This window comes from Methylobacterium sp. GC_Met_3, from assembly GCF_026540775.1.
GTDB lineage: Bacteria > Pseudomonadota > Alphaproteobacteria > Rhizobiales > Beijerinckiaceae > Methylobacterium.
The window spans coordinates 17,299-40,254 of record NZ_JALNUL010000002.1 but is presented as its reverse complement, the minus strand read 5'-3'; the positions used below and the strand labels follow the sequence as shown (position 1 = coordinate 40,254).

25 protein-coding genes are annotated in these 22,956 nt (G+C 67.8%); 13 read left to right on the top strand and 12 right to left on the bottom strand.

Features of this window, described 5'->3' with window-relative positions; translation table 11 throughout:
• Positions 1 to 80: 80 nt before the first annotated feature.
• Complete coding sequence (locus OXS27_RS03520) at positions 81 to 338, top strand: hypothetical protein (RefSeq protein ID WP_267354314.1); 258 nt, start codon at positions 81 to 83, stop codon at positions 336 to 338.
• An 18-nt stretch (positions 339 to 356) separates the two neighbouring features.
• Here the strand turns inward: OXS27_RS03520 and OXS27_RS03515 are convergent, their stop codons facing one another.
• The 7 genes from OXS27_RS03515 to OXS27_RS03485 all read right to left on the bottom strand — a co-directional run bounded on the left by OXS27_RS03515 (position 357) and on the right by OXS27_RS03485 (position 6,040).
• Positions 357 to 1,094 carry a pseudouridine synthase gene (locus OXS27_RS03515; protein WP_267354313.1) on the bottom strand — a complete coding sequence of 246 codons (738 nt, stop codon included), beginning with the start codon at positions 1,092 to 1,094 and terminating at the stop codon, positions 357 to 359.
• On the bottom strand, positions 1,091 to 1,996 hold the full coding sequence (locus OXS27_RS03510; RefSeq protein WP_267354312.1) for a class I SAM-dependent methyltransferase: 906 nt from the start codon (positions 1,994 to 1,996) through the stop codon (positions 1,091 to 1,093). The genes OXS27_RS03515 and OXS27_RS03510 overlap by 4 nt, the downstream gene beginning before the upstream one ends.
• Before the next feature lie 159 nt (positions 1,997 to 2,155).
• Positions 2,156 to 3,142, bottom strand: a complete 987-nt coding sequence (gene era / locus OXS27_RS03505) for a GTPase Era (RefSeq protein WP_267354311.1) — start codon at positions 3,140 to 3,142, stop codon at positions 2,156 to 2,158.
• Positions 3,139 to 3,915: a ribonuclease III gene (gene rnc, locus OXS27_RS03500; RefSeq protein WP_267354782.1), complete on the bottom strand. Its 777-nt coding sequence runs from the start codon at positions 3,913 to 3,915 to the stop codon at positions 3,139 to 3,141. Before rnc ends, era begins: the two co-directional genes overlap by 4 nt.
• Entirely contained in the window at positions 3,915 to 4,700 is a 786-nt protein-coding gene (lepB, locus tag OXS27_RS03495; RefSeq protein ID WP_267354780.1) for a signal peptidase I, read from the bottom strand. Before lepB ends, rnc begins: the two co-directional genes overlap by 1 nt.
• A 183-nt stretch (positions 4,701 to 4,883) precedes the next feature.
• Positions 4,884 to 5,294, bottom strand: coding sequence for a holo-ACP synthase (acpS, locus tag OXS27_RS03490; protein ID WP_267354310.1), 411 nt, complete (start codon positions 5,292 to 5,294; stop codon positions 4,884 to 4,886).
• Positions 5,291 to 6,040 carry a pyridoxine 5'-phosphate synthase gene (locus OXS27_RS03485; protein WP_267354309.1) on the bottom strand — a complete coding sequence of 250 codons (750 nt, stop codon included), beginning with the start codon at positions 6,038 to 6,040 and terminating at the stop codon, positions 5,291 to 5,293. Before OXS27_RS03485 ends, acpS begins: the two co-directional genes overlap by 4 nt.
• A gap of 381 nt (positions 6,041 to 6,421) precedes the next feature.
• On the opposite strand from OXS27_RS03485, the gene rpsF reads away from it, so the two are divergent.
• From rpsF to OXS27_RS03460, 5 genes are all read left to right on the top strand, one after another.
• The gene (gene rpsF, locus OXS27_RS03480; protein WP_243918120.1) at positions 6,422 to 6,886 is read left to right on the top strand and encodes a 30S ribosomal protein S6; all 465 of its coding nucleotides are present in this window, start codon (positions 6,422 to 6,424) and stop codon (positions 6,884 to 6,886) included.
• Between the two features lie 3 nt (positions 6,887 to 6,889).
• Positions 6,890 to 7,153, top strand: a complete 264-nt coding sequence (gene rpsR, locus OXS27_RS03475) for a 30S ribosomal protein S18 (RefSeq protein WP_058194722.1) — start codon at positions 6,890 to 6,892, stop codon at positions 7,151 to 7,153.
• A gap of 129 nt (positions 7,154 to 7,282) precedes the next feature.
• A complete protein-coding gene (locus OXS27_RS03470; RefSeq protein ID WP_267354308.1) occupies positions 7,283 to 8,329 on the top strand; it encodes a DUF2232 domain-containing protein in 1,047 nt (348 codons plus the stop codon).
• Between the two features lie 41 nt (positions 8,330 to 8,370).
• Positions 8,371 to 8,943 carry a 50S ribosomal protein L9 gene (gene rplI / locus OXS27_RS03465; protein WP_243918124.1) on the top strand — a complete coding sequence of 191 codons (573 nt, stop codon included), beginning with the start codon at positions 8,371 to 8,373 and terminating at the stop codon, positions 8,941 to 8,943.
• Positions 8,944 to 9,098: 155 nt separating this feature from the next.
• Entirely contained in the window at positions 9,099 to 10,637 is a 1,539-nt protein-coding gene (locus OXS27_RS03460; protein WP_267354307.1) for an AMP-binding protein, read from the top strand.
• Positions 10,638 to 10,646: 9 nt separating this feature from the next.
• On the opposite strand, the gene mgtE is transcribed toward OXS27_RS03460, so the two are convergent.
• The gene (gene mgtE / locus OXS27_RS03455) at positions 10,647 to 12,017 is read right to left on the bottom strand and encodes a magnesium transporter (protein WP_243918134.1); all 1,371 of its coding nucleotides are present in this window, start codon (positions 12,015 to 12,017) and stop codon (positions 10,647 to 10,649) included.
• 428 nt (positions 12,018 to 12,445) lie between these two features.
• On the opposite strand from mgtE, the gene pqqA (OXS27_RS03450) reads away from it, so the two are divergent.
• Both pqqA (OXS27_RS03450) and pqqA (OXS27_RS03445) read left to right on the top strand, forming a co-directional pair.
• Positions 12,446 to 12,535: a pyrroloquinoline quinone precursor peptide PqqA gene (pqqA, locus tag OXS27_RS03450; RefSeq protein WP_007559223.1), complete on the top strand. Its 90-nt coding sequence runs from the start codon at positions 12,446 to 12,448 to the stop codon at positions 12,533 to 12,535.
• Positions 12,536 to 12,616: 81 nt separating this feature from the next.
• Positions 12,617 to 12,706 (top strand): pyrroloquinoline quinone precursor peptide PqqA, encoded by a 90-nt coding sequence (gene pqqA / locus OXS27_RS03445; protein ID WP_091712468.1) that lies wholly within the window; start codon positions 12,617 to 12,619, stop codon positions 12,704 to 12,706.
• Positions 12,707 to 12,846: 140 nt separating this feature from the next.
• Here the strand turns inward: pqqA (OXS27_RS03445) and OXS27_RS03440 are convergent, their stop codons facing one another.
• A complete protein-coding gene (locus OXS27_RS03440; protein ID WP_267354306.1) occupies positions 12,847 to 14,094 on the bottom strand; it encodes a nucleoside transporter C-terminal domain-containing protein in 1,248 nt (415 codons plus the stop codon).
• 55 nt (positions 14,095 to 14,149) lie between these two features.
• Positions 14,150 to 14,746: a TetR/AcrR family transcriptional regulator gene (locus OXS27_RS03435; RefSeq protein WP_267354305.1), complete on the bottom strand. Its 597-nt coding sequence runs from the start codon at positions 14,744 to 14,746 to the stop codon at positions 14,150 to 14,152.
• 149 nt (positions 14,747 to 14,895) lie between these two features.
• Between OXS27_RS03435 and OXS27_RS03430 the strand changes: the two genes are divergently transcribed.
• From OXS27_RS03430 to OXS27_RS03420, 3 genes are read left to right on the top strand one after another with little or no spacing between them, the layout of a single operon-like run.
• The gene (locus tag OXS27_RS03430) at positions 14,896 to 15,747 is read left to right on the top strand and encodes an SDR family oxidoreductase (protein WP_243918139.1); all 852 of its coding nucleotides are present in this window, start codon (positions 14,896 to 14,898) and stop codon (positions 15,745 to 15,747) included.
• Between the two features lies 1 nt (position 15,748).
• Positions 15,749 to 16,654, top strand: a complete 906-nt coding sequence (locus OXS27_RS03425; RefSeq protein ID WP_267354304.1) for an alpha/beta hydrolase — start codon at positions 15,749 to 15,751, stop codon at positions 16,652 to 16,654.
• Entirely contained in the window at positions 16,651 to 18,132 is a 1,482-nt protein-coding gene (locus tag OXS27_RS03420; RefSeq protein WP_267354303.1) for an NAD(P)/FAD-dependent oxidoreductase, read from the top strand. The genes OXS27_RS03425 and OXS27_RS03420 overlap by 4 nt, the downstream gene beginning before the upstream one ends.
• 13 nt (positions 18,133 to 18,145) lie before the next feature.
• Here the strand turns inward: OXS27_RS03420 and OXS27_RS03415 are convergent, their stop codons facing one another.
• Both OXS27_RS03415 and OXS27_RS03410 read right to left on the bottom strand, forming a co-directional pair.
• A complete protein-coding gene (locus OXS27_RS03415) occupies positions 18,146 to 18,799 on the bottom strand; it encodes a protein-L-isoaspartate O-methyltransferase (protein WP_243918145.1) in 654 nt (217 codons plus the stop codon).
• A gap of 844 nt (positions 18,800 to 19,643) precedes the next feature.
• Positions 19,644 to 20,015 (bottom strand): FkbM family methyltransferase, encoded by a 372-nt coding sequence (locus OXS27_RS03410; RefSeq protein WP_276592297.1) that lies wholly within the window; start codon positions 20,013 to 20,015, stop codon positions 19,644 to 19,646.
• Positions 20,016 to 20,810: 795 nt separating this feature from the next.
• Here OXS27_RS03410 and OXS27_RS03405 point away from each other — a divergent pair.
• Both OXS27_RS03405 and OXS27_RS03400 read left to right on the top strand, forming a co-directional pair.
• Positions 20,811 to 22,100 carry a PQQ-dependent sugar dehydrogenase gene (locus OXS27_RS03405; RefSeq protein WP_267354301.1) on the top strand — a complete coding sequence of 430 codons (1,290 nt, stop codon included), beginning with the start codon at positions 20,811 to 20,813 and terminating at the stop codon, positions 22,098 to 22,100.
• Positions 22,100 to 22,693, top strand: coding sequence for a c-type cytochrome (locus tag OXS27_RS03400; RefSeq protein ID WP_346732983.1), 594 nt, complete (start codon positions 22,100 to 22,102; stop codon positions 22,691 to 22,693). The genes OXS27_RS03405 and OXS27_RS03400 overlap by 1 nt, the downstream gene beginning before the upstream one ends.
• The last annotated feature ends 263 nt before the right edge of the window (positions 22,694 to 22,956 follow it).

Here is a 22,956-nt window from a genome sequence, read left to right as displayed (position 1 = left end):
CTGCGAAAGCGACTCCGTATGATGTTCCGTCCACGGTTCGGCAGCTTGCCAAGTCTGCCTCGCGCGGCGAAAAACGACCCATGGCCGCCGTCGCGTTCGACACTCTGAAATTTGCGCGGACACTTCGGGACAAGGCCAAGCTCTCCCCCGAGCAGGCGGAGGGCTTGGCCGATGCCATGGCGGAGGCCTTGCAGGGTGATCTCGTCACCAAGGCGGATCTGCGCGCCGAACTGGCGGAGACCCGGTCCGAGATCGTGCGCTGGGTCGCGGGTTTGATCGGCTTTCAAACCCTCGCGGTCATCGGTGCGGTTATCGCTCTCGCCCGGGCCGTGCACTGACGGCGTCCGAAAACAGAATCACCCGCCCGCGAACACAGCCTCCACGTCGGGCGCCGTCATGATGCGATAAGCGCCCGCCGCCAGATCCGCCGGCAGGTCCAGCCCACCGACCCGGTCCCGGTGCAGGGCCGTCACGTGGTTGCCCACGGCGGCGAACATCCGGCGGACCTGATGGTATCGACCCTCGGTCAAGGTCACCGCGCAATGAGTGGCATCCTCGACCGCGAGTATCACCGGGAGCAGAGGCCGCTCCTCGCCCTCCAGCATCAGCGTGCCGGAGGCGAAGACCGCTGTCTCGCTGCCGGTCAGCGGTCGGTCGAGGGTCACGCGGTAGCGCTTCGCCAAATTGGCCTTCGGACTGATGATCCGGTGCAGCAGCGCACCGTCGTCGGTGAGCAGCAGCAGGCCGGAAGTCTCCTTGTCGAGGCGGCCCACGGTGGAGAGCGGCGGGTCGCGGCGGCGCCAGCGCTCCGGCAGCAGCCCGTAGACCAGCGGACCCGCCTCCTTGTGCGAGCAGGTCACGCCCAGCGGCTTGTGCAGCATCAGGCACAGGCCCGGGAGGGGATCGAGGGCTTCGCCGTCGATCACCAGCCGATCCGGCAAGTCGGGATCCAGGGCGATCCGGTCCCCGGCATCGGCCCATTCCGCGCCGTCGAGGCGGATCGCGCCGGCGCGGGCCAGATTCTGGATCTCCCGGCGCGAGCCGTAGCCCAGATTGGCCAGCAGCTTGTCCAACCGAACCGCCTTCGCGCTCACCGGCGCGCCTCGTAGACCCGGTAGCCGTTCGCCTGCACGGTCACGGCAACGCTGCGGAACGCCGCCTGAAGCGTCGCCTCGTAGGGCAGGTGCGCGTTGGCCACGAGCCACAGGGTCCCGCCGGGCCGCAGCACCTCGGCGGCCCGGGCGACGAAGGCCCGGCCGAGCGCCTGATCTTCAGCGCCGCCCTCGTGGAACGGCGGGTTCATCACGACGAAGTCGAGCTTGCCGGGCACGAGCCCGGGCGTACGGATATCGGCCCAGAGGATCGTCGCCCGCGGATCGGCGACGTTGCGGCGGGCCATTTCGACGGCACGCCGGTCGATCTCCACCAGGGTCATCGCGGTCACGGCGTCCGAGGCGAGGACCGCCCGGGCGAGTATCCCGAGGCCGCAGCCGAGATCGGCCCCCCGACCCTTCAAGGCCGGCAGGTTCGCCACGAGCAGGGCCGTACCGGGATCGAGCCGGTCCCAGGAGAAGATGCCCGGCTGCGTGCACAGGGCGAGGTTGTCGACATGGCGGGGGCTGCCCTCGTCGATCGCCTCGGCGATGCCGGCCGGCTCGGGCGGCCGGTCGGTGCGGCAGATCCGATGGTGCCGGCGCGGCTGGTCGGCGGCAGCGCACCCGAAGGTGGTGAGTTCCTTGGCCAGCCGGCTTCCGCCCCGATCCTTGGGCGCCAGGGCGATCATCCGGCCGCCCGGACCCAGAGCCCGCAGCACCTGCGCGAGCACGTAGCGCCGCTCCACCGTTCCCGGCGGGGCGAGGACGGTGGCGGTGTCGAGACTGTTCTCGGACAGATCCTCGAGCCGCGCGGCACCGGGAATCAATGGGGAAACCTGGACGGCATCGCCGGGGATCTCGGCGAGATCCATCGGCGGCAGGCCGTAGACGGCATGTCGCATGAATGATTCGGGCGTTGGAGAGCTGGCCCCGGAACGCAAGTCCGCGGCGGTGCGGGGAAGACCCGCGCCCGACTCGGATCATCCGGGGGAACGTCCCGGTTTATACCGGAATAGAGCCGGAAGCCCAGCCTCCCCAATCGACGCTGCCCGGATCGGGCATCATCCCCGGGGGAACTCGAGCCCCATCTCGCGGTAGCGGGCCGGATCGTCGGCCCAGTTCTCACGCACCTTCACGTGCAGGAACAGGTGGACCTTCGCGTCGGCCGCCTCGGAGATCCCGATCCGGGCCGCCTGCCCAATCGCCTTGATGGTCTGGCCGCCCTTTCCGAGCACGATCGAGCGCTGGCTCTCGCGCTCCACGAAAATCGTCTGCTCGATCCGCACCGACCCGTCAGTCCGGACTTGCCACTGGTCGGTCTCGACCGTGGAGCGATAGGGCAGCTCCTCGTGCAGCCGGTCGTAGATCTTTTCCCGGGTGATCTCGGCGGCCAGCATGCGCAGGGGCGCGTCCGAGACCTGATCCTCCGGGTAGAGCCAGGGACCCGCCGGCATCCGGGCGGCGAGCGCACGCCGGAGATCCTGCACGCCACTGCCGTTCAGCGCCGAGATCATGAAGGTCTCGGCGAAGGGTGCGGCGGCGTTGAGCTTGGCCGCGAGCTCGAGCAGCCGCTCCCGGGCGATCAGGTCGATCTTGTTGAGGATCAGCAGCTTGTCGCGCTTCACGCCGTCGAGGCGGCCGAGCACCGCTTCGACCTCCTCGTCGACCCCCTTGCGGGCATCCACCAGCAAGCAGACCGCGTCCGCGTCCGCGGCGCCGCTCCAGGCCGAATGGACCATCGCCCGGTCGAGTCGGCGCTTGGGCGCGAAGATGCCGGGCGTATCGACCAGAACCACCTGCGCGGTGCCTTCGATGAAGATGCCGCGCACCAGCGCCCGCGTGGTCTGCACCTTGCGGGAGACGATGGAGACCTTCGTGCCGACGAGGTTGTTCAGCAGCGTCGACTTGCCGGCATTCGGCACGCCGATGAGCGCGACGAAGCCCGCCCGGGCGTCGGCCGGCGTGCCCGGGAGCGCCGAGACGGCGTTGGCGGGTCCCTCGTTCGAAGCGTCGTCCTGCGAAGCGTCGTCCTGATCGTGATCGGTCATGTTGTCTCCGTCGGCCCCGCCGCCGGCAGGGCTCCGATCCCCTCCCGCTCCATCAGCGCCTGCGCGGCCGCCTGTTCGGCGATCCGCTTGGATGTGCCCTCGCCGAGCCCGGGCGCAAGGCCCTCGACCTCAACCGCGATGCGGAATCGTGGCGCGTGGTCCGGACCTGTACGCTCAACCACCGCGTAGGTGGGGATCGGCAGGCCGCGGCCCATGGCCCATTCCTGCAGGGCGGATTTGGCGTCGCGACCCCGTGCCGCCGCATCCGGCTCGCTCGGGTGGAAATGCGCCTCGACCACAGCCCGGGCGGCATCGAACCCGGCATCGAGATAGATCGCGCCGAGGATCGCCTCACAGACATCGGCCAGGATGGTCTGGTTGCGCCGTCCCCCGCCCATGACCTCGCCCTGTCCGAGGATCAGGTAGGGCCCGACATCCCAGGCGGCGGCCACGACCGCACAGGTCTCCCGCCGCACGAGTGCCGCGAGCCGCCGCGACAGGTCACCCTCGTCGGCATCGGGAAAAGCGGCGTAGAGCCGGTCCGCCACAGCGAGGCCGAGCACGCGGTCGCCGAGGAACTCGAGGCGCTGGTAGCTGCCGCCGCGTCCGGCGGCCTTGCTGGTATGGGTCAGCGCGCGGGTGAGCAGGCTCTGGTCGGCGAAGCTGTGCCCGATCCGCGCCTCCAGCACGCCAAGCGGCGGGCGCGGCTTGTGGGCGCGCCGGGTCCGCGCCGAAATCCGGGGCTGGGCCGCCTCGTCCAAGTCCGCACCGATCAATGGATCGTCGAGAACAGGCGCGACCAGCGGACATGGGCCGGCCAGTTCCAGACCTGCCACGCCGGTGTGCCCTCGTCGATCGAGAAGAAGATCATCTCGGCCCGGCCCACGAAATTGGCGAAGGGCACGAAGCCGACATTGGCGAGATCGCGCGAATCGGTGGAGTTGTCGCGGTTGTCGCCCATCATGAAGAAGTGTCCGGCCGGGACCGTATAAAGTTCGGTCTTATCCCAGAAGCCGTTGTCGCCGTCGCGCTCGATCACATTATGGACCACGCCGTTGGGCAGGGTTTCCAGGTATTGCGGGACCTTGGTGGCCTGACCGTAGGGATCGGTCGTCTCGTAATCGGCGATCCGCTCGCGCTTGACCGCCTTGCCGTTGATGTTGAGAACGCCGTCGATCATCTGGATTTTGTCGCCCGGCAGGCCGATCACGCGCTTGATGTAGTCGGTCGCGTTGTCCTTCGGCAGCTTGAACACCGCGATGTCGCCGCGCTTCGGCTCGGCGGCCCAGATCCGGCCATCGGCCTGGACGGGAATGTACTCCGAGAGCGGCAGCGAGTACTTGGAGTAGCCGTAGGAGTATTTCGAAACGAACAGGTAATCGCCGATCAGAAGAGTCGGCACCAGAGAACCGGACGGGATGTTGAACGGCTGAAACAGCAGCGTCCGCACCACGAGGGCGATGAGCAGCGCCTGGATGCCGACCTTCAGGGTCTCGCGGATGCTGGCCCAGGTGCCGGTTTCGGCGGGCTTCCTGAGCGGCTTGCCGTCGTAATCCACGCGCACGTTCCGTCTTCGGTTGAAATTGCGTCGTCTGCCGCCTGCGGAGGCGGCGCTGTCAGCGGTTGTCCCGAGGAATACGCCGCAATCGTGTCCGCCGTGAGCGGCGGGTCTAGACCAAGCGCGATCCCCCCGCAACGCACGAAGGGGGCCGGCTAATCCGCGCTCCGATCCGCGCTCTGGTCAGGCGTCGTTCCCGGCCGGCAGCGCCTCGATGATCACGAAGGCTTGTGCCAGGGGTGGATCGTCCGTCAGGCTGACGTGAAGGTGAGCCGCATGGCCCGGCGGCAGCAAATCCGCGAGTCGCTCTGCGGCCCCTCCCGTGAGGTGCAGGGTCGGCTGGCCGGAGGGGAGGTTCACCACCTCCATGTCGCGCCAGAACACGCCGCCGCTGAGGCCGGTGCCGAGCGCTTTGGCGCAGGCCTCCTTGGCGGCAAAGCGCCTTGCATATCCCTCGGCGCGGGCCGCGCGCGCGTCGCAGCGGGCCCGTTCCCCGTCAGTGAAGACGCGCTGGGTGAACCGCGCACCGTGGCGCTCCAAGGTCCGAGCGATCCGGCGAATGTCGCAGAGGTCCGATCCGATCCCGATGATCATGACGACCGAGCCCGGTCCATGGCGGCCCGCATGTCCCGCACGGCCTGGGCGAGCCCCTTGAAGATCGCGTCGGCAATCAGGGAATGGCCGATGTTGAGCTCTCGGATCTGTGGGAGAGCCGCGACGGGTCCGACGCTGCCGAGCGTGAGGCCGTGGCCGGCATGGATCTCGAGCCCCAGTCCGGCACCGTGCTCGGCGGCGCGCCGGATCCGGGCCAGCTCGTGCGCGGTCCGTGCCGCATCGTTGTCGAGGGCGGCCTCGCAGTAGCTGCCGGTATGCAGCTCGACCACCGGCGCGCCGAGGGCCCGGGCGGCCTCCATCACCGCCGGTTCCGGTTCCACGAACAGCGACACCCGGATACCGGCTTCCGCCAGCGCCCGGATGCGGGGGGCGAGGTGATCGCGACCGCGGATGATGTCGAGGCCGCCCTCGGTGGTGCGTTCCTCGCGCTTCTCCGGGACGAGGCAGGCGGCGTGCGGCCGGGTGCTCAGCGCGATCGCCACCATCTCGTCGGTCGCCGCCATCTCGAAGTTGAGCGGAACGGACAGGCCGCGCTTGAGCGCCGCGATGTCGCTGTCGCGGATATGACGCCGGTCCTCGCGCAGATGCGCGGTGATGCCGTCGGCCCCCGCCTCGACCGCGAGCAACGCGGCCCGCACCGGGTCCGGATAGTCGCCGCCGCGGGCGTTGCGGACGGTGGCGACGTGATCGATGTTGACGCCGAGGCGCAGCTCTTCGGAGGTCATCCGCTGGTTCGTCCCAAGATCGGCGTGATGCGCCGGGCTTCTGGTCGCGATATGCTGGCGTGCCGACGTTCCGGCAAGGCGGCGTAACGGATGTTGCGCCGCGCAGCGGCTCCATTCGCGAACCTCTCCGACTTGCCATCCCGGCAAAAACCGACTATGCGCCGCCCCTCGCGTTCGCTCCGGCCGGGGGCTGAACGGACGGTGCCGCTTGCGGCATAGGGCTCTTCCCGATCCCGTCGTCCGGTGTCTCCGCCTTCGATCAACCGCTCGGGCCTGAAAATCGGCTCGAAGGGCTTGGCGCCGGGTGATCCGCGATATGAACCGGCCCGAACCATCCGCCTCCGGGCGGCCGGGCTCCTTTTGACGACGAAAGGCCCGACAATGCCTCTCTACGAGCATGTGCTCTTGGCCCGCCAGGACGTGACGTCCCAGCAGGTCGAGACGATGATCGACACCTACAAGGGTGTGATCGAGCAGAACGGTGGCCGTCTCGAGAAGATCGAGATGTGGGGCGTGAAGTCCCTCGCCTACCGGATCAAGAAGAACCGCAAGGCGCATTTCGCGCTGCTTAACATCGACGCCCCTCCGGCCGCGATCGCCGAGATGGAGCGCCAGATGCAGATCTCCGAGGACGTCCTGCGCTTCATGACCGTCCGGGTCGAGGAGCTCGATCAGGAGCCGTCCGCCATGATGCAGAAGCGCGACCGCGACGACCGCAAGGATCGCGAGCGCGGCCGTCGTCGTGACGACGAGGGCTTCGGCGGTGGTGGCGGCTTCGGCGGCGACCGGGGTGACCGCGGCGATCGTGGTGATCGCCCCGAGCGCAGCTTCGGCGGGGAGGGCTAACCCATGGCATTCGGTGCTGGTGCTGGTGCTGGTGCGGGCGGTGGACGCCGCCCCTTCTTCCGTCGTCGCAAGACGTGCCCGTTCTCCGGCGCGAACGCGCCGAAGATCGACTACAAGGACGTGAAGCTCCTGTCCCGCTACGTGTCCGAGCGCGGCAAGATCGTGCCGTCGCGGATCACCGCGGTCTCGGCCAAGAAGCAGCGCGAGCTCGCTCAGGCGATCAAGCGCGCCCGCTTCCTCGGCCTGCTGCCCTACGTGATCAAGTAGGTCACGGATCACCAACCGGCCCGGCATCTGCCCGGGCCGGTCCTCGCAGAGGGCGGCCCTGGTCGCCCGATCGTTGGGGCGCGGAGTCGCCTCTAACCCTGCCTAAGCGGCAGTGGGACAGCGGAATTCATGGTACAGCACATCGGCATCGGTATCGGCGCTGGGCTCGTCTCGGCACTCCTGTTCGGGGTGCTCCTGAAGGCGACGCCGCTCGCGATCCTGCTCTATCTCGTGGCGCCGCTGCCGATCCTGATCGTCGGCCTCGGCTGGAACCACAAGGTCGCGCTGACGGCAGCGGCGGCGGGCAGCCTTGCCCTCGCCGTGGTGATCGCGCCCTTCATGGGCCTGGCCTTCGGCGCTTACATCGCCCTCCCCGCTTGGTGGCTCGCCTACCTGACGCTCCTCGGGCGCGAGACGTCCCGCGGCCTCGAATGGTATCCGACCGGCCGCCTGCTCGGATGGATCGCCGCCACGGCGGCTCTGGCCTTTATCGCCATCGCGGTCCTGTCCTCGCCGAACCACGCCGCCTTCGATCGGCAGTTGCGCAGCCTCGCCCAGACGCTGGTGCAGGCCCGCATGCCCGCCACCCGCACTGCCGAGCAGAGCCGCCGGGCCGACGCGCCAGCGGCCGAGACCGACCGGTCCGGCCAGGATGCGGGCGCCGACACCGATGCGCAGACCCCGGCCGAAACCGATGACGCCGACGTCACGCGGACCGAGATGGCCGACGCCCTGGCGCGCGTGGTGCCGGCTTTCGCGGCCAACGGGCTGGCGCTGCTGCTCGCCTTCTATCTCTGGGCTTCGGCCCGGATCGTGAAGATCTCCGGCCGTCTGCCGCGGCCCTGGCCCGATATTCCATCGACCGCCATGCCGCGGGTGACACTGGCCGCGCTCGGAGCCGCGCTGCTGCTGTGCCTCGGACCCGGCTATGTCGGCGTGCTCGGCGTCGCCCTGGTGGGGGGGTTCAGCGCGGCCTTCGCGCTGCAGGGCCTCGCCGCCTTCCACGACCGCTCCCGCGGCCGGCCCGGACGCACCCTGATGCTGTTCGGGCTGTACCTGATCCTGTTCGTGACGCAGGGCATCGCCCTCGTTGCCCTCACTCTGTTCGGCCTCGCCGACACAGCCCTCGACCGCCGGCGTTCCCAGGATCGCCCGAGGAACAGCCCGGCGCCGTGAAACCCCGGCCCACGTGGCCGACCATCTGAAGGAGAAAGACCATGGAAGTGATCCTGCTCGAGCGCGTGGCCAAGCTGGGCCAGATGGGCGAGACCGTGAATGTCCGCCCGGGCTTCGCCCGCAACTTCCTGCTCGCCCGCGGCAAGGCCCTGCGCGCGACGGAAAACAACAAGAAGCACTTCGAGGCCCAGCGCGCCCAGCTCGAGGCCCGCAACCTCGACCGCAAGAAGGACGCCGAGGCCGTCGCCGAGAAGCTGAACGGCCAGAGCTTCGTGCTGATCCGCCAGTCGGGCGAGACCGGCGTGCTCTACGGCTCGGTCTCGACCCGCGACCTCGCCGATGTCGTTGCGAAGGATGGCTTCACGGTGGATCGGGGCCAGTTCACCCTGAACCAGCCGATCAAGACGCTCGGCCTGCACAAGGTCCCGGTGGTGCTGCACCCCGAGGTCGAGGTTGAGGTCACCGTCAACGTCGCCCGCAGCCCCGAGGAGGCCGAGCGTCAGGCCCGCGGCGAGTCCGTGACCGAGCGCGAGGCCTTCAACCTCGACGATCTCGGCCTCGAAGTCGGCGCGGCGCTGGCCGATGCTGGCGAGGGTGCCGACGACCGCGGCTGAGTCTCTTCGCAATGCCGCTCGGTCCGGGCCCGCCCGGATCGAGCATTCTCAGGGGGACGGGCTGGCGCCGCACGGCGCTGCCGTCCCCCTTCTGTTGACGACGGCACGCGCAGGCAGGACACGGGTCAAAAGCCTACTTCTGGGGGAAGCGCCCGGTGTCCGACACCCTGACTGACGATCGCCATCCGCCCGCGCGGTTCAACGCGGCCCGGTACTGCCTCGCCGAGAACGCGCGCCTGCGCCCCGACAAGACCGCCCTGGTGATGGTCGGCGACGGCGCGGTCGAACGGCTCTCCTTCGGTGCGGTGGAGCGCGCGGCGCGCGGCATCGCGGCCGGCCTGCTCGGGCTCGGGCTCGCACCGGGCGACCGGGTGATGATCCGGATGGACAACGAGGCCGATTACGTCCTCGTGCATTTCGGCGCGCTCGCGGCCGGGCTGGTATCGCTGCCCTCCTCGCCGCAACTGACGGAGAGCGAGGCGGCATTCCTGATGGAGAATTCGGGCGCCGCCGCGCTGGTAATCGGAAGCGGCTGCACCGTCGCGCCGGAGGCCCTGGGCGACCGGCTGCTGCTTGATACCGCAGCCATCGCCGCCCTGAAGGCCGGCCCGCCGCTCCCCGACTACGCCGACACCGCCGCCGACGATCCGGCGATGCTGATCTACACCTCCGGCACGACGAGCCGGCCGAAGGGCGTGCTGCACGCGCACCGCGCCGCCTATGGCCGCCGGCCGATGCTCGCCCACTGGCTCGGGCTCACCGAATCCGACGTGATGCTGCACGCCGGCACCATGAACTGGACCTACACGCTGGGCGTGGGCCTCAGCGATCCGTGGTCGGTGGGCGCCACGGCGGTGCTCTACAACGGCCCGCGCGATCCCGCGGTCTGGCCCCGGCTGATCGCGGGCTACGGCGCCACGGTCTTCGCCGCCGTGCCGACCCTCTACCGTCAGATCCTGAAATACGGTGCCCCGGCGACCCACGACCTGTCGCGCCTGCGCCACGGCTGCACGGCCGGCGAACCGCTCCCGGTGGAACTGCTCGCGGCGTGGCGCGAGGCCACCGGCACGCCCCTCTACGAGGCGCTCGGGATGAGCGAGATCTCGACCTACATCTCCAGCGGCCCCACGATCCCGGTCCGTCCCGGATCGCCCGGCAAGCCGCAGCCCGGGCGGCGCGTGGCGATCCTGCCGACGGAGGGCGAGCCGGTGCCGCTGCCGGCAGGCGAGACCGGACTGCTGGCCGTCCACCGCTCCGAGCCGGCCCTGATGCTGGGCTATTGGAACCGGCCCGAAGAAGAAGCCGAGGTGATGCGCGGCGACTGGTTCGTCGGCGGCGACCTCGCCCGGCTCGATGCCGACGGCTACCTCTGGTTCGAGGGCCGCAACAACGACCTGATGAAGGCGATGGGTTACCGGGTCTCGCCCGACGAGGTGGAGGTGGTGCTGGCCGCCCACCCATCGGTGGCAGAGGTCGGTGTCGCGGAGTTGCCCGTGCGCGCCGATGTCTCGGTCATCTGCGGATTCGTGGTGCTGCAGCCGGATGCGGAGCCCGACGCGGAGGCGCTGCTCGCATGGTGCGCCGAACGGCTCGCCGCCTACAAGCGCCCAAGGGAGATCCGCTTCCTGGAAGCCCTGCCACGGACAGCCAACGGCAAGGTGCAGCGGAAGCGGTTGGCCGAAGCGGTCGAGTGAAGGGGCGCCCTAAAGCAGCGTCCCGCGCAGGATCAGCAGCGCCACCGAGAAGTAGATCACGAGTCCGGTAACATCGACCAGCGTCGCCACGAACGGCGCCGAGGCGGTGGCCGGGTCGAAGCCGAGCCGCTGCAGCAGGAACGGCAGCATCGAGCCCGACAGCGAGCCGAAGGTCACGATCCCGACGAGCGCCGACCCCACCGTGGCGGCCACCAGCGGCCAGTGCTCGCCGTAATCGTAGAGGCCGAGCTTCTGCCACGCCACAATGCGGATCACCGCGATCACCCCGAGGATCGCGCCGAGCAGCATACCCGTGGGTAGCTCGCGCAACGCAACCCGCCACCAGTCGCGCAGGCGGATCTGATGGAGGGCCAGCGCCCGGATCAGCAGCGAGGTCGCCTGCGAGCCGGAATTGCCACCCGAGCTCATGATCAGCGGGATGAACAGCGTCAGGACGATCGCCTTCTCCAACTCTCCCTCGAAGCCCTGCATCGCCGAGGCGGTCAGCATCTCGGAGAGGAACAGCGCGCAGAGCCAGCCGGCGCGCTTCCGGATCATCGTGAAGAAGCCGATATCCATGTAGGGCTCGGGCAACGCCTCCATGCCGCCGAAGCGCTGCACGTCCTGCGTCTGCTTCTCGATCATGGCGTCGATCATGTCGTCGACCGTGACGATGCCGATCACGTGGCCGACCGCATCGATCACCGGCAGGGCCAGCAGGTCGTACTTGGAGATCAGCCGGGCGGCCTCCTCGCGGCTCGCGGTCGGCGAGACGGCGAGCGGGCGTCGGCCCGGCGCGACGCTCAGCACGTTGTCGTTCGGATCCCCGGAGATCAGCCGGCGCAGGGGCACGGCCTTGGTGAGCGCGCGGGTGCGCGGATCGAGCACGAAGATCGCGTAGATGGTCTCGCGGGTCTTCTCGACGTGGCGGATGTGCTCCAGTGTCTGGCCCACCGTCCAGGTCCCCGGCACGGTGACGAACTCGGTGGTCATCAGCGAGCCGACCGTCTCCTCGCCGTAGGCCGAGAGGCGATCGACGGCGCCGCGGGTCTCGGCATCGAGTCGGGCGCGCAGGTCCGAACGGCCGGGCTCCTCGATCTCGCGGAAGACGTCGGTGACCCGGTCGGCCGACATCCCCGACAGGTAGGCGGCGACGCGGTCGCGCGGCAGCATCTCGATGATGTCCGCGACGCAGTCGAGTTCCGGCTGGTCCAGCACCTCGACAGCCCGCTCCATCGGCAGGCCGAGCAGGATCGCGGCGGCGACCTCGGGGGCCTCGTCGTTGAGCTTCTCGACGATGTCGGGAGCCCGCTCGTCCGAGAGCCGCGCGGCCAGCACGGACGGATCGATGCGCGTGTCGAAGGGGGCGATCTCGTTCATGGCCTCGCCTCGTGGTTACGAGGCGACGCGGCGCCGGTCATCCTGGGTCAGGGCCGTGACCGGGCGGTGCGCCGGTCGCCCCGCGGCCAGGCCTCTCAGCGGCTCAGGCGGGATGACGGCACGGGGCCGGGCACGGCTGGCACGATCGGTCGGGCACGTCGCTTCGCGGGTCGCTAATGAAGGGGAGCGCGACGCCGCCGGAGCGATGTCGCGCGGCTGCGTCGTGCGCCAGCGCACAAATTCCGTCAAGCCGTAACCGTTCCAGGGATGTCGGCTTTCCGCCTTGCGCATAAAGGGCGCCAGCCGGTGTCGCGCGGCGGCATCAGAGGGCCCCACGGGTCCCTATGAGAAATATAAGTGTTGTGCTCACTTGTATTGCGTCCAAGATATTGCCTATATGGGTCTCACCAACAACGAGGAGAAACGCCATGGCTTGGTCTGCCCCGATCGTGTCCGAGATCTGCGTCGGCATGGAAGTCACGAGCTACGAGTCGGCCGAGATCGACACTTTCAACTGAGTCGATCCTGTCGGGAGCGGAATAAGCTCCCGCTATATTGGATGCTTCAGTCACTCACACGAAATTCCTTAGGAGGAACACATGGCCTGGACCGCTCCGATCGTTTCCGAGATCTGCGTTGGCATGGAAGTCACCAGCTACGAATCCGCTGAGATCGACACCTTCAACTAAGATATCGACCGAACAGTTTGGGCGCCGCTTCTCACGAAGCGGCGCTTTTCTTTTGTGCGCGCTTCAAGTGCTAGTCTCCGGCGGCGAAGATCTCGGGATCGACCCTCACGATCCCCGGCCGAGCCTTGGGACCCGCCGTCTCAGCCGACGAACAGCCCTGCGATCGCCGCGCTCGTGAAGTTCGACAGGGTTCCCGCCAGGATCGCCCGCAGCCCGTAGCGGGCCACCTCCGAGCGTCGCTCCGGCACCAGGCTCGCGAAACTCGCGAGCTGGATCGCGATGGAGGCGAAGTTCGCAAAGCCGCACAGGGCGAAGCAAACGATTGCCTGTGAGCGCGCGTCCAGCGTCCCGGCTTTCAGGGTCGGTGACAGATTGGCGTAGGCCAGGAATTCGTTGAAGGCGAGTTTTTGACCGATCGCGCCGCCGACCAGCGTCGCATTCTCCCACGGTACGCCGAGGAGCCACGCCAGAGGACTCAGCGCCCAGCCGAGCACGCTCTCGAACGAGGCGCCGGGATAGCCAACCCAACCGCCGAGGGTGCTGAACAGCCCGTCCGCCAGCGCGATCAGCCCAACGAACGCGATCAGCATGGCGCCGACCGAGACGGCCACCACCAGCCCTTTCTGCGTTCCATCGGCCGCCGCCTCGATGATGTTGGCCGCCCGGGTCTCGCCGAACTCCACCCGGGTGGTGGTGATCCGCGTCGGCTCCGTGGAGGGCACCAGCATCTTGGCGTAGACCAGCCCGCCGGGGATCGCCATCACGGAAGCCGCGAGCAGATAGGTCATCGGGACGCCGAGCGCCGCATAGCCGGCCAGGATCGAGCCGGCGGTGGACGCGGCACCGCTCGACATCACGGCGAACAGCTCGGCCCCGGTCAGGGCGGCGAGGAACGGGCGCAAGGCCACCGCGATCTCACTCTGGCCGATCGCGATGGTGATCACCGCAGCAAAGGACTCGATCGGCGACGTGCCGAGGATCCGCCGGAGGCCTGCACCCAGCCCACGGGCCAGGGCCTGCATCACGCCGAGATGGTAGAGCACCCCGATCAGGGCGGAGACGTAGAGGATTTGCGGCAGCACCCGCAGCGCCAGGATGAAACCCGAACCGCCGAACAGCTCGAACATCTTCGGCTCGACGAGGCCTCCGAACAGGAAGGCGGTGCCGCGGTCGCCGTAGGAGAGCACGCGCACGACGATATCGGCCGCCGCATTGAGGGCCACCTGCCCCGCCGGCAGGAACAGGATCAGGGCGCCGAGGCCCACCTGCAGCGCCAGACCGGTGAGCACCACCCGCGGGCGGATTGCCCTCTGGTTCGTCGAGAACAGCACCGCGACGGCGATCAGCAGCAGGAGGCTGAGGCCGGCATGGATTAGGCGGTCGAGCATCGCATCCTTCGATCATGAGCGATCACCGCCCATGGAAGGTTCGGGCCAGACCGTATCAATCCGGTTGAAGGGCGACGAGATACGGGACGAATAAGTCGCGCACCTGCGCGAAGCCCCAATCGAGATCGGCCTCCGTCAGCTCGGTGCCGCCCTGAAGGCGATGGCTCATCCAGTGGCTGGAGACGATCCAGGCATTGTCGATCAGTCGCCCGAGGGCCTCCGGTGCGATCCGCAGCCGTCCCGCCGTGACCGCCGCCTCGAAGACGCCCCGGGCGAGGCTCTGAGTCCGCGCCCGAAGGGCGTGAACGCGCGGGCGCAGAGCCGGGGCGATCTCCACCATGGCGATGCCGTCCCGATAAATGCAGCGGTAGCGCCAGATCAGGTCGAGCCACCCCCGCTGATAGGCCAGGAGCGCCTCCGGCGCCGCGAAATCCGCCGGCATCCGGCCGGCGACCGTCATGGCTTCCCCCTCGAACCCGGTGAACACCGCCTCCACCAAGCCGCTCTTGCGCGGGAAGTAATACTGCAGGTTCCCCTGGCGGATCCCCGCCGCCGCGGCGATCTCCGCCGTGGTGACCCGGCCCAGGCCGCGGGTGTTGAACAGCGTCAGACTCACCGCAAGGATCCGCTCGCGCGTGCGCGGGGCTTCCACGGCGGCGTCCGTTTCGTTCGGTGCCCGGCGACTTTGCCCGCGCGCCATCGTCTCCCCACTGTGTCTAGGGTGTTCACCCTAGACAATCCCCGAGGCCGGGGCTATCCCTGATCCAAGCCCGGACCAACCGGCGAAACGGGAGGCGCAGCTTGGCTCACAGGTTTCAGCTCGCGGGAAAAGTCGCGCTCATCACCGGCGCCGCGAGCGGCATCGGGGCCGCGCTGGCCACCGGCCTCGCCGCGAAGGGCTGCAGCCTGCTGCTGGTGGACCGCGATCCCGAAGGGCTCGAAACGATCGCCCGGCGGATCCGCGAGCACGGCGCCGCGGTCGAGACCCGGGTCGTCGACCTCGTGGACGCAGCGGCGATCCGCGCGTTGCCGGACTGGGCCGCACAACGTTTCGGTCACGTCGATATCCTCATCAACAACGCCGGCGTGGCTCTGGGCGGCCGGTTCGACGAGACGCACCTCGAAGATTTCGAGTGGCTGATGGACATCAACCTGCGCGCGGTCGTGCGGATGTGCCACGCCTTCCTGCCGATGCTGAAGGCGCGCCCCGCGGCGCAGATCGTCAACCTGTCGAGCCTGTTCGGGCTGATCGCGCCGCCCGGTCAGGTTGCCTACTGCACCAGCAAGTTCGCCGTTCGCGGCTTCTCGGAGGCGCTGCGGCACGAATATGCCGGCACCGGGCTCGGTGTGACCGTGGTCCATCCGGGCGGCGTCGCGACTGCCATCTCACGCAACGCCCGCGGCCGGCGCCCGCCCACCGATCCCGACGCGGCCAAGCGCGCGGCGGTGGAGGACGAGAAGGCCCGGGAAGCCTTCGGCAAGTTCCTGACGCTCGCCCCCGCGGACGCCGCTGCAGCGATCATCGGCGGCCTCGAGGTCCGGGCGCCCCGCATCGTGATCGGCAAGGATGCCCGCAACGCGGCGCTGATCCAGCGGCTGATGCCGGTGGGATATTGGAAGCTGATGGTCCGATTGTCCGGCGGGAAACTCTGAGATGGCGAGCCTGCGCGCCTATATCGGCGCCTACATGATCCGCAGCCGCGTCCGGGGCCAGCTGGCCAGGGCCCGCAATGTGGCCGACTTCCGCCGCATCTTCCAGGCACCGACCTTCCCCGATCCGAAGGGCGTGACATACGAGCCTGCCACCCTTGGCGGCGTGCGGGGCGAGTGGGTCCGGCCGAAGGCGGGACCCTGTCAGCGGATGCTCTACATCCACGGCGGCGGCTTCATCGCCTGCTCCCCGCGCACGCACCGGCCCGTCACGGGTGCCCTGGCCAACCGCGGCTTCACGATCTTCGTCCCCGATTACCGGCTCGCCCCCGAGCACCCGTTTCCGGCCGCGCTGGAGGATGTCGTAGCGGTCTGGCGTGCGTTCAGCGCCGAGGGCGCGGCCTGCGTGGCGGGCGAATCCGCCGGCGCCAACCTCGCCCTCGTGCTCATGGGCGAGGCGCGGGTCCGCAACCTGCCGATGCCCTGGGCCGGCGCGCTATTCTCTCCGGCCACCGACTTCGTGTCGGAGGAGGGCTCGCGCATCACGAATGCATGGCGCGACGCGATGTTCGACCCGAAGGCCCTTGCGAAGATCCGGGACATGTATCTCGGAAACGCCGACCCGGCCGATCCGCGAATCTCGCCGCTGCTCGGCGACCCGACCGGATTTCCGCCGTTGCTGTTCCATGTGGGCGGCCGGGAGGTTCTGCGCGACGATTCCGTGCGCATGGCTGAGCGGGCCCGGGCGGCCGGAGTGGTAGCCGAGGCGAAGGTCTTTCCCGTCGTCGCCCATGCCTGGCAGTTCGCGGTGAGCATGCTGCCCGAGGCGCGCGCCTCCCTCGACGAGGCCGCTGCCTTCCTCAAGGCCCATGCACCGAAGACCGACGCAACGTCCGGGAGCCCCGCATGATCACCGATGTGCCGAACGAGACCGGTCCGGAGCCGCTGGCGGTCCTCATCGTCGGCGCCGGCTTCTCCGGGCTCGCCATGGCGATCCGCTGCAAGCAGGCCGGGATCGCGCCGCTGCGGGTGATCGAGAAGGCCGACAGCCTCGGCGGCACGTGGCACGACAACACCTATCCGGGGGCGGCCTGTGACGTCCCCTCCCACCTCTACTCCCTCTCGTTCGCCCCGAAGGCGGACTGGAGCCGGATGTATGCGCCGCAACCGGAGATTTTGGCCTACCTGCGCGAAACCGCCGAGCGCCACGGGCTGATGCCGCTGATCCGGCTCGGCACCTCTTTCCAGGGTGCGACCTGGGACGAGGCGGGTGGTGTCTGGCGCGTGGCGACCGATCGCGGGCCGATCACCGCGCGGTCAATCGTCTCCGGCATGGGCGGCCTGCATCATCCGGCCTATCCCGACCTGCCGGGCCGCGACAGCTTCGCGGGGCCGGCCTTTCACACGGCCACTTGGGATCATGCGGTGGACCTCACCGGCAAGCGAATCGGCGTGATCGGCACGGGGGCGAGCGCGATCCAGGTGGTACCGGAACTCGCGAAGGTGGCCGGCCACCTGACCCTGTTCCAGCGCACGCCGCCCTGGATCATGCCCAAGAACGACCACGCCATCGCGGAGCGCGCCAAGACGCGCTACCGGCGCCTGCCGCTGGTCCGGCGGCTCGAACGGGCCCGGCTGTTCTGGCTTCACGAGGTGCGCGCGCTGCTCGGCTTCACCAAGGTCTCGAAGCTCACCGGCCAAGCCGAGGCCCTGGCGCGCCGCCATCTCGCCAAAGCGGTGCCCGACAAGGCATTGCGGGCGAAGCTGACGCCGAACTACCGGCTCGGCTGCAAGCGGGTGCTCATCTCGGACGACTATTACCCGGCGCTGCAGCGTCCGAACGTCACCCTGGAAACCGGCGGTGTCGCGCGGGTGACGCCGACCGGACTGGTCACCCAGGACGGCCAGGCGCACGATCTCGATGTCATCGTCTACGCCACCGGCTTCGACGTGACCGCGACCTTCACGCGGATGAACCTCGTCGGCCGCAGAGGCCTGACGCTGAAGCAGGCCTGGTCCGGCGGCATGGGCGCCTACCAGGGCATCACGGTTGCGGGCTTCCCGAACTACTTCATGCTGCTCGGGCCGAATACGGGGCTCGGGCACAACTCGGTCGTCGCGATGATCGAGGTTCAGGTGCAGCACGTGCTTGATTGCCTGAAGGCCCTGCGGCGGGGCACCCGCGTCATCGAGGTCCGCCCGGAGGCGCAGGCGCGCTTCCTCGACCGGATCCGCACCCGCCTTGCCGATAGCATCTGGCAGGCCGGCGGCTGCCGGAGCTGGTATCTCGACGCGGAGGGGCGCAACGCAACCCTCTGGCCCGATTCCGTGATGGCCTACCGCCGCAGCGCGCGGCGCGCGCGGATGGCGGATTACCGGCTCGGCTGAGCGCCCGGAGCCTTCAGAACGCGAACCCGGCCGCCTCCTGAAAACCGTCTAGGCCGGGCAGCGACGCGTCGAACAACGGGCGCGCCCCGAAGGCGTCGCCGGCCCGGACGAACAGGGTCACCTTGGCGTTGCGGTGGGGGCCCATCACGCAGACGAGGCGGCCGTCGTCCTTGAGCTGATCCAGCAGCGCCTGCGGCCGGACCTCGATGCGGCCGTTGATCAGGATCGCATCGAACGGCGCCTGCTTCGGCGCGCCCGATTCGATCGGCCCCTCGACCACCTGAGCGGCGGTGCCGAGCCGGGCGCGCGCCTCGGCGGCCAGTTCCGGCACCGACTCGAGCGCCGTCACCTGCGCACCGAGATGCGCCATCACCGCCGCCGCATAGCCGTAGCCGGCGGCGACGTCGAGGGCAGACACGCCCGGCCGGATCTTCAGGGCCTGGATCATCCGCGCCACCACCATCGGGGCCGGCATGCAGCGGGTCGAGCCGTGGGCCTCGCCGATATGCAGGGTCTGGTCGATATACGCGAAAGGCTCGCGGTCCCTCGGCACGAAGCTCTCGCGCGGCACGGTGTCGAATGCGTCGAGCACCGTGTTGTCGTTCACGTCGAAGGTCCGCAACTGGCAGTCGACCATCATCCGCCGCGCCTGCGCGTAATCGATCATCGAACTTTGTCCTCGCACCGGATCGGAACGCCGCGTCGACCGGGCTCCGGCGGACAACCGGCCACCCCGGCCAAGCCTAAGCTTCCCGGACGGGGGGCGTTTTCGGAGATCGATCGCCAAAACGCAAGGCGCACGCACGTGGCCTGCTCAAACGAAGCGGCATCCCGGCCTGACCTGTAAGCCCGACATCCGATGCCGACCTTGAAGATCGCTCTACCGATTCCTGTCGATGCGCGCGGAGCTCCTCCGCCATGTCCTGCATAGCAGCCAGGTCCCGGGCGGCTGCCATGGGGGGGCGAAAAAGGGTATCCGCGCCGTGCGTCTGTACGCCCGCGGCGCTGCCCTGACGGTACGGCGACAGGGGGCCGATCCGCCCCAACCGGTGACGCGCGACCCAGGCTTTCGCCAAACGGCTGCCCGATGGCACCAAACCGCAGGCCGACTCGCTCTATCGGTGCACCTACGAGCCCGTGGGACCGAAAGTTCTGGGCCTCGCCGCCATTAAGGGCCCGGTCGCTCGGCTGCGGGGACACACGACCGCAAATCTGGTGGGCGGAGTGCGACACCTCTTGGCGCTAAACATTCCGCAGAGCGGCCAGTTCTTGCGCGACTTCGTCTATCTCGGCTTCAAGCGCAGCGACGCCGGCGCACGCGTCTTCCGCTGGGCGCTTGGCAAAACTGCGCCGTTCCTGCGAAGACAGCGGGGTTAGCTAGGCCGGCGACACGAACGATGCAAAAACCCCTGATTTAGTGCGCAGGTGAAAGTACGTTCGATTGACGGCCTATCTTACCTGCATATCGGCTGAATTTTTCACCGAATTGCTTTATTAACGGCGCCATTTCGTCATTTAACCACATAGCTATTAATTACACGGTTACGCATATGTTCAGGATGCTCGCATTGTCCTCCGCTTAGTCCATGTAAAACTGCAATATTGTAGAATAAATCATCGTTCCGAAGTTCGCATACTTCATAACCATGACGCTTGAAGATGCTACGGATAGCATCACGCTTCAGTTGCTCGAAGTTGTGCTCGACGCTTGCTAGTCCGAAGCAATACCGAGAGAAATCAAAAGCCTCCAATACCGCAAGCTCCGCCCCCTCGATGTCTAGCGACATACAATGTATCTCCGTCGGGGCATTGTAGCGCTCGAGGAGTTCAACTGGATTTAATGTGTCGACCTTCACTATTCCCCTTGTAGCCGATGCCCTCAAGCTCGCCGTATTGCCTTCTGATTAAACCGCAACCAGTTTACTCAAACCGTGTGCATCCTCCAATTCCATGCAAATTCTTGACTCTGGCCAGAGTGCACAATTCACGGTGACGCACGACCGATTAGCGCATACGGATTTATAGTAATTTGGATTTGCCTCGACGCATATACCATTCCAGCCAAGCTTTTTTTCCAGATAAATTGTGTTGCTTGTCGTTATCCCGTCAAATGCGCCGAATTCTAAAAAATATCCGCCACGAAGGCCACGGTAACATTCCACCACCCATTGATCCTGCCCAATGTGCGACGCGTAATTCACTGCATTATCCTTATTCCATTGCCTAACCGAAGCTAAATACGGCGCCATTCCTTCGTCAGAATAGCCCGTCATATCAGCATAAATCATTTATCATCACATGCTTCAGCATGTCCATCATTCTAAAACATTACCGTACCGACGGGAAAGATAAATAGTCTTATTGTGATACGCAGTCTCATTGTGATGATATTTATGCCGAATTTCACATCAGGTCTGTCTAATCAGCACGGCAAGCCATAAATCGGATGTTTGTCGAAGTAACAGCCTACCTCATCGAAAAGATGGATCGAAACGTGGCACCGGCACGCACGAACCTGTGTCCACTTCGGCGGAAGGCGCTCCAATCCAAACCGGGTTACGGTGCCGGAGGGCTGTCGCAAGGGTCTCCGTTGAGTAGCTCGCATTCTGAAGCTTCTCGTTGAATAAAGAGTGCAGAACACGCGGTCTGAGCGAGAACCGGCCGCATCGGGAGACACCATGACGCCAACCGACAAGATTTCGAGCAAGCCGCTCCTGACCCGCAGCCTCGCCGCTGCCCTCACCTGCCTGGGCCTGGGTGCGGTTGGCCCCTACGCCGCGCACGCCCAGGAGACGCCCGCCTCCGCGGCCCCGCCGGCACCCGTGAAGGCCGTCGAGCGCGGCGATGCCCTCTATGGCCGCCCCGAGGGTGGCGCGGCCTCGAAGCTCGCCCCGGTGGCGGGTCCGCCGCTCGCGACGCCGGTCGCCAAGCTGCCGCTCGACAAGCTCAAGGTGCCGGACGGGTTCAAGATCGAGGTCTATGCCAGCGGCATCGCCAATGCCCGCGAGATGACCCAGGCGCCGGACGGGACGCTGTTCGTCGGCACGCGGACCGTGGGCAAGGTCTACGCGGTGCTGCCGCAGGCGGGGCCGGACGGAAAGCGCGAGATCAAGACCATCGCGTCGGGCCTGCACCGGCCGAACGGAGTCGCGTTCCACGACGGCGCCCTCTACGTGGCCGAACTCTCGAAGATCTGGCGCTACGACGACATCGCGAATCATCTCGACGGCTCCGAGAAGCCGACCCTCGTCACTGACGATCTGCCGAAGGACGAGGCCCATGGCTGGAAGTTCATCGCCATTGGACCGGACAACAAGCTCTACGTGCCGATCGGCGCTCCGGGCAACATCGTGATGCCGCCCGACACCCACGCGCAGATCCGCCGGATGGACCTCGACGGCAAGAACCCCGAGGTCATCGCCCGGGGCGTGCGCAACACGGTGGGCTTCGACTGGAACCCGAAGACCAAGCAGCTCTGGTTCACCGATAACGGCCGCGACTGGGTCTCGGAGGATATCCCGAACGACGAGCTGAACGTGCTCACCGAGCCGGGCAAGCAGCATTTCGGCTACCCGTACTGCCACCAGGGAACCTTCACGGATCCGGAATACGGCTGGGGCCATTCCTGCGCCGAGTTCACCGCGCCGACGGGCCTGCTCGGGCCGCATACGGCCTCGCTGGGGATGCGATTCTACACCGGCACGCAGTTCCCGGAGGCCTATCGCGACGCGATCTTCATCGCGCAGCACGGCTCGTGGAATCGCACCACCAAGCTCGGCGGCGCCGTTGTGGTGGCCAGGCCCGGGACGGACGGCAAGGTCGCGGCGGTCGAGCCGTTCCTCACCGGATTCCTGCAGGACAACAAGTATGTCGGCCGCCCGGTCGACGTGCTGGTGGCCAAGGACGGGTCGCTACTCGTGTCGGACGATTATAACGGCGCGATTTACCGGGTCAGCTACGGCCAGTGATGCAGCATTTCCTCGGGTTACGCGCGATTCGGGGGCTGATTCCGGCCCTCGGATCGCTGTTGGCGGGCGCGGCGCTCGCCGCCCCGGATGCGGCGATGCAGGAGCGTCTCGCCCCCTGCATTGCCTGCCACGGTGCGGGCACGTCCGAGACCGAGGGCATACCCTCGCTCGGCGGTCAGATGCCGGATTACGTGGTCACGCAGCTGTTCCAGTTCCGCGAGAAGCAGCGCGAGGCACCGCCGATGAACGACATCGCCGCCGGGTTCTCCGACGACGACCTACGCGCCTACGCGGACGCGGTGGGTACGCTGCCGCCGCCGGCCCGGACCGGGGACCCCGCCGATCCGGCCCTGATGGCACGGGCCCAGGCGCTCGTCGCCAAGCACCAATGCACCTCCTGCCACGGCGCCGACCTCGCCGGCCGCGATGCGATCCCGCGCATCCGCGACCAACGGGAAGAGTATCTCCTGAAGGCGCTTGCCGGCTACAAATCGAACGCGCGGCCGGGCTACGACCCTGCCATGAACGAGGTCGCGCAGGAGCTGAGCGAGGCCGACATCAAGGATCTGGCGGCTTACGTATCGCGTCTCTGAGGGCCACTTCGAAACTGCCTCGACCTCATCCTGAAGTGCCTGCGTCAGCAGGCCTCGAAGGAGGCCTCCAGAGATCGCCGTAGCCTCTGGAATGCTCCTTCGAGGCCTCCGCTGCGCTCCGGCATCTCAGGATGAGGGAGTTGGAGAATCGACTCTCCGATCCCGGTCTCCGCCGTTCCGGCCCGGCCGAGATACCGCGCGTGTCTGTCGGAGGCCGACGAGCAAGTCCGAGCCAGAGCTTGACCGCAGCGCCCCGCAGGCCC